The sequence below is a fragment of the Streptomyces sp. GC420 genome, assembly GCF_009916105.1.
In the GTDB taxonomy this organism is placed as follows: Bacteria; Actinomycetota; Actinomycetes; order Streptomycetales; family Streptomycetaceae; genus Streptomyces.
In genome coordinates this window covers 6,184-11,925 of sequence record NZ_JAAAXQ010000256.1, presented here as the reverse complement: position 1 = coordinate 11,925, position 5,742 = coordinate 6,184, and the positions used below count along the sequence as shown (strand labels likewise).

Below are 5,742 nucleotides of genomic sequence, written 5' to 3'. Positions count from 1 at the left end.
CCCGGCAGGGGGGGCGTCGCACGGAGGGGGCCGGACCTCGTATGGTCGTGTCCGTGTTGGAGGAGATGCGGATACGGTCGCTCGGGGTCATCGACGATGCCGTCGTCGAACTGTCACCCGGGTTCACCGCGGTCACCGGTGAGACCGGCGCGGGCAAGACCATGGTCGTCACCAGCCTGGGACTGCTGCTCGGGGGCCGCGCCGACCCCGCCCTGGTGCGGATCGGCGCCAAGGCGGCCGTCGTCGAGGGCCGGGTCCTCGTGCGCGACGGTTCCCCCGCGGCGCTGCGGGCGGAGGAAGCGGGCGCCGAGCTCGACGACGGCGCTCTGCTGATCAGCCGCACCGTCTCCGCGGAGGGCCGCTCACGCGCTCACCTCGGCGGGCGCTCCGTGCCCGTCGGGCTGCTCGGCGATCTCGCGGACGACCTCGTCGCCGTCCACGGACAGACCGATCAGCAGGGGCTGCTCAAGGCCGCCAGGCAGCGGCAGGCCCTCGACCGGTACGCGGGCGACGCGGTGGCCGTGCCGCTGACCGAGTACACGGCCGCCTACCGGCGCCTGCGGACCGTCTCGGCGGAGCTGGACGAGCTGACCACGCAGGCCCGCGAGCGCGCCCAGGAAGCCGACCTGCTGCGCTTCGGTCTCGACGAGATCGCCGCCGTCGAGCCGCGGGCCGGCGAGGACGCCGAACTGGCGTCCGAGGCCGAACGCCTCGGCCATGCCGAGGCACTGGCCTCGGCCGCCAGCGCCGCCCACGCCGCGCTGGCCGGCAACCCGGAGGACCCGGAGGGCGTCGACGCAGGTCTGCTCGTCGGCGGCGCCCAGCGCGCCCTGGACGCCGTACGGTCCCACGACCCGGCACTCGCCTCCCTCGCCGAACGCCTCGGCGAGATCGGAATCCTGCTGGCCGACGTGGCCGGGGAACTGGCCGGGTACGCCGACGACCTGGACGCCGATCCACTGCGGCTCGCCGCCGTGGAGGAACGCCGGGCCGCCCTCACCCAGCTGACCCGCAAGTACGGTGCGGACGTCGGCGCCGTACTCGAGTGGGCCGAGCAGAGCGCCGCCCGGCTCGCCGAACTGGAGGGCGACGACGACAGGATCGGCGAACTGACCGCGGAGCGGGACGCGCTGCGCGCCGAACTGGGCGGGCTGGCCCAGGCGGTGAGCGACGCGCGGGCCGAGGCCGCGGCGCGCTTCGCGGAGGCCGTCACGGCGGAACTGGCCTCGCTGGCCATGCCGCACGCCCGCGTCACCTTCGACATCCGGCAGACCGAGGACCCCGACGGCGTCGAGGTCGGCGGCCGCACCGTGGCGTACGGGCCCGCGGGCGCCGACGAGGTCGAACTGCTCCTCGCCCCGCACCCGGGCGCGCCGCCGCGGCCGATCGCGCGGGGCGCGTCGGGCGGCGAGCTGTCACGCGTGATGCTGGCCGTCGAGGTCGTCTTCGCCGGGTCGGATCCCGTGCCGACGTACCTCTTCGACGAGGTCGACGCGGGCGTCGGCGGCAAGGCCGCCGTCGAGGTGGGCCGGCGGCTGGCGCGGCTCGCCAGGACGGCGCAGGTCGTGGTCGTCACCCATCTGCCGCAGGTCGCGGCGTTCGCCGACCGGCAGTTGCTCGTGGAGAAGACCAACGACGGGTCGGTGACGAGGAGCGGGGTCACGGTGCTCGAGGGCGAGGACCGGGTACGGGAGCTGTCGCGGATGCTGGCGGGCCAGGAGGACTCGGAGACGGCGCGGGCCCACGCGGAGGAACTGCTCGCGACGGCGCGGGCCGACAGCTGAGCGCTCCGCCGGCGGCGCGGTGCGTCACCCGCGGGTCCGTCCCTGCCGGCCGTGCTCCCACGCGGGCGGAGCCGCGTGCCGCCACGGCCCCGCCGTCTTCGGCGCACCGCCGGACCGCACCGGGCGGACGGGCCCGACCCGGTCCGTCACCCGGGGCCGGAGTGCGGTGCGGGCGGCAGGTCGGGCGCGGCGCTGTGGACCCGGTCCGGCTGTCGCCGGGAGGTGCCCACTGCCTCGCGTGCTCGCGGCCCGGCGCTTCTCCGGCCCCGCGAGCGCTCCGGCCCCGCGAGCGCTCCGGCCGGTTGGAGGCGGCGAGCCCGGTACTGACCGAGGCCGCCCGTGGCGCCGTCATCGGATCGGCGGAACCGCCGGACCGGACGGACGTGGCGGTCCGCCCACGCGGACGGCCGATCCAACCATCGAGGGGCGTAGCGGCTCGCTGATTCCGGCATGCGGAGACAGCCCGAGCGGATGGGTGCCGGGGACCGGATCCGGGCGACCACGTCGCGGCGCGCCTTCCGGGCCCGGTGCTTCGGGGCGGCCTCGCGGCCCCGGGGCATCCGGGACGGGGCGGCACTCCACGGCGGCGCCGCACGCCGGACGAGCCAGCCCTCGGCGGGACCCGCGGCGCGACGCCATCGGTGCGGGTGAGTGCCTGCGCCCCGGTGGGCGCGGTGATCCACCGGGGCCCGGGCAGGCGCCGCCGGGCCCCGGCGAAGGCGGGTCCGTCACCGTGGCGGAAGAACGGGCCGGGCCGGGGCACTCACCCGTGTGGGTGAACCCGGGTGAGGTCGGCGGGGAGCGGCCAGGGCGGGAGCCTGTTTGCGGTCACGGAACGGTCGTACGAACTGGCATCCTTGGTGCGGCACTTCCGAGAGTCCCCCCGACCCAGGAGCTCCGCCCACGTGAGCAGCACACCGGCACCGTCGCACGGGCCCGCACCCTTGCGCACCGTCCAGGTGCTCGGCGGCGGCAGTGCGGGCAGCAGCGCCCATGTCAGGTCGCTCGCGTCCGGACTGGTCGCCCGGGGCGTCCGGGTGACGGTGTGTGCCCCCGAAGAGGTCGAGCACGCCTACGACTTCAACGGTGCAGGCGCCGCCTTCCTGCCCGTGCCGCGGCGCAGCGACCCCGCGGCCGTCGCCCTGCTGCGCGCGGCGTGCGCGAGTGCGGACGTCGTGCACGCCCACGGGCTGCACGCGGCGACGCGCACTGCCATGGCCCTTCGGGGCAGGGAGGTTCCGTTCGTCTTCACCTGGCACTCGAGGTCCCTCGCCGAGGGCGCCCGGGCGCAGGTGCTGCGGCTGATGGAGCGCCGGGTGACCCGGGCCTCCGCCGTGGTACTCGGTGTCTGCTCGGAACTGGTCGACCGGGCCAGGCGGCGGGGCGCCCGCGACGCACGCCTGACGCCGGTCTCCGTTCCCGCGCCCCGGCGATTCGTGCCCGAGAAGGCGCACACGGAGAAGTCACGGGCCGAACTCGGCGTGGTGGGAAGGCCGTTGGTCGTCGCTGTCGGCAGTCTGGAAAGCCACCGCGGCTACTCCTTCCTGCTCGACGCGGCCGCCACCTGGCGCGACCTCGACCCCCTGCCGTTGCTCGTCATCGCCGGCGAAGGACCCGAACGGGCGGCGCTGCAACGCCGTATCGAGGCCGAGAACCTTCCCGTCCGGCTCATCGGGAGCCGTGACGACGTCCCCCAGCTCCTTGCCGCCGCCGACCTCGCGGTGCTGCCCAGCCGCTGGGAGGCCCGCGCCCTCCTCGCCCAGGAGGCACTCCACGCGGGCGTGCCGCTCGTCGCCACGGCTGTCGGGGGCACGCCGGAACTCGTCGGCGACGGGGCGGAACTCGTCCCCTACGGCGACGCGTGGGCCCTCGGCGAGGCCGTGGCCCACCTCCTGATCGACCCCGCCCGCCGCCGGGACCTCGCCGCCGCGGGCCGCGCCCAGGCCGCCACCTGGCCCACGGAGGACGACACCGTCGCCCAGACCCTGAGCCTTTACGACGAACTCACCCAGTGACCGGTCTCCGCCCGGCCGGTGTCCGCCGGTTCCTGGGCGGCGCGCGGCACAGAGCCCGCGCGGCGGCACAGAGCCCGCGGGGACCGCGGCCTGGCCGGCCGGCGCCGGGCGTACCGTCCGAGGCCCGGGCCCGTCAGGTGCTCGCCGGCACACCCGGTGTGTGCCCGAAACCGACGTGCCGGCGTGCCCGCAGCGCCAGGCTCAGCCCCAGCACCGTCTGCGGATCGTCCAGGTCCGTACCGAGCAGCTCCGCGATCCGCGCCAGCCGGTTGTAGAGCGTCTGCCGGTTCAGGTGCAGCTCCCGCGCCGTCTCCGCCTTGCGTCCCGCGTGCGCCAGATACGTCTCCAGTGTGGGCAGCAGCGGCGGCCTGGACACCGCGTCGTGCGCGAGCAGCGGGCCGATCGCCCGCTCGACGAAGGCCGCCAGGTCCGGGTGCTCGCGCAGCCGCCACAGCAGCAGGTCGATGTCGAGGCGCCGCGCGTCGTACCAGGGGCGCTCCGGGAGCCCCTGCGCGGCCGCCGCCGTCTCGGCGGCGTGCCGCAGCCCCGCCCCGGCCGTCGCCCAGCCGCCGGCCACGCCGACGACCACGACGGGCGCCTGCGTGCCCGCACGCTCCAGCCCGGCCCGTGCCACACCCGCCCGGAGGGCGGCCGCCACCCGGTCGGCCACGGCCGTACGGTCGGGCTCCGAGCGCAGCCCCACCAGCAGCGGCACACGGCCCTCGACGGGGCGCACGCCGAGCAGCACCGGCACGCCCACGGCGGACAGCTCCTCGCCCACGGCCCGCGCCAGCACCGCCCAGTTCCCCGACGAGGCCAGCTCGGGGACGAGCCGCATGACGACGGGCAGCAGCGGACCCGCGCCCGGCCTGAAGCCGAGGACTCCCGCCTGCGCGGGCGCGTCCTGCGCGGCGATGCGCCCCTCGGCGAGGTCGGTGAGGAAGTCGCCGCGGCCCCGGGCCGCCAGCTCCTCCTCCTGGCGGGCCTGCATCAGGACGACGGCGAGGATGTCCGCGGCCCGCTCGGCCGCCATCCGGTGCACGGGGGCCAGCGGGCTGGCGACGGCGAGGAGGACCAGCCGGGCGCGTACGGCGGCCGTGCCGTGCCCGCCGCCGGGGACGTCGACGAGGACGCTGCCGGCCGGCGGGCCCTGCTCGCGTGCCTCGCGCTGGCCGCGCAGGCCCTCCCACACCTGGAGGGGGTCGGCGGCAGCGGCGGTGCCCGCCCCGGGGCCCGCGGCGTACAGCAGCTGTCCGTCGGGCGTCTCCAGGAAGACGGGGTTGCCGCCGAAGCCGGCGAGGATGCGCAGCACCTGAGGCACGCCGCCCCCGCCGAGCAGCGCCTCGGTGCAGCGCCGGTGGACCTCCTCGGCGCGGCGAAGCAGGGCGTAGTGGCCGTTGACGATCTCGGTGTGGATCTCTTCGGTGACGGTGACGAAGGGCACTTCGCGGTGGAGCTGTACGAGTGGCAGCCCGACGGACCGCGCGGTGTCGACCAGCGCGGCGGGGAGGCGGCTGAAGCGCGGTCCCAGTTCCACGACGAGGGCAGCGATCCCGCGGTCGGCGAGCCGTCGTACGAAGGCGCGCTGCTCGGCCGGCCTGGCGCCGAGCCCCAGGCCGGTGGTGAGGAGCAGTTCGCCGCCCTTGAGCAGGGAGGGGAGGTTCGGTGCCTCGCCCGCGTGCACCCAGCGCACGGTGCGCCCGAGGCGGTCGCCGCCCGCGACGACCTCGGGCAGTCCGGCGCGCAGCCCGGGGAGCTCCAGGGCCCGGCGTACCGTGATGCCGCCCTGACCGGCGTGTTCTTCCATTCTCTGGACGTTACCCGGTCGTGGCGGCGGTGGTCCCGGCCTCCTCCCGGAGCGGGACCAACCGCCGTCCGTGACCAGCCGGCCGTACGTGCCGTACGTGCCGTACGTGCCGTACGTGCCGTACGTGCCGTACGTG

The 5,742-nt window shown here is 76.6% G+C and carries 3 protein-coding genes; 2 read left to right on the top strand and 1 reads right to left on the bottom strand.

All coding sequences use genetic code 11. From position 1 onward, the window contains the following. Positions 1-41: 41 nt before the first annotated feature. Together recN and GUY61_RS26335 are read left to right on the top strand one after the other, a co-directional pair. Positions 42-1,784, top strand: coding sequence for a DNA repair protein RecN (gene recN / locus GUY61_RS26340; RefSeq protein WP_166632733.1), 1,743 nt, complete (start codon positions 42-44; stop codon positions 1,782-1,784). Positions 1,785-2,689: 905 nt separating this feature from the next. After that, complete coding sequence (locus GUY61_RS26335; protein WP_166632732.1) at positions 2,690-3,799, top strand: glycosyltransferase family 4 protein; 1,110 nt, start codon at positions 2,690-2,692, stop codon at positions 3,797-3,799. 133 nt (positions 3,800-3,932) lie between these two features. On the opposite strand, the gene GUY61_RS26330 is transcribed toward GUY61_RS26335, so the two are convergent. Further along, positions 3,933-5,606, bottom strand: coding sequence for a PucR family transcriptional regulator (locus GUY61_RS26330; protein ID WP_166632731.1), 1,674 nt, complete (start codon positions 5,604-5,606; stop codon positions 3,933-3,935). Positions 5,607-5,742: the final 136 nt, after the last annotated feature.

What these genes read in the sequence shown, in the direction of transcription:
- recN (WP_166632733.1), top strand. Translation starts at nt 42, where the DNA reads ATGGTCGTGTCCGTGTTGGAGGAGATGCGGATACGGTCGCTCGGGGTC.
- GUY61_RS26330 (WP_166632731.1), bottom strand. Translation starts at nt 5,606, where the DNA reads ATGGAAGAACACGCCGGTCAGGGCGGCATCACGGTACGCCGGGCCCTG.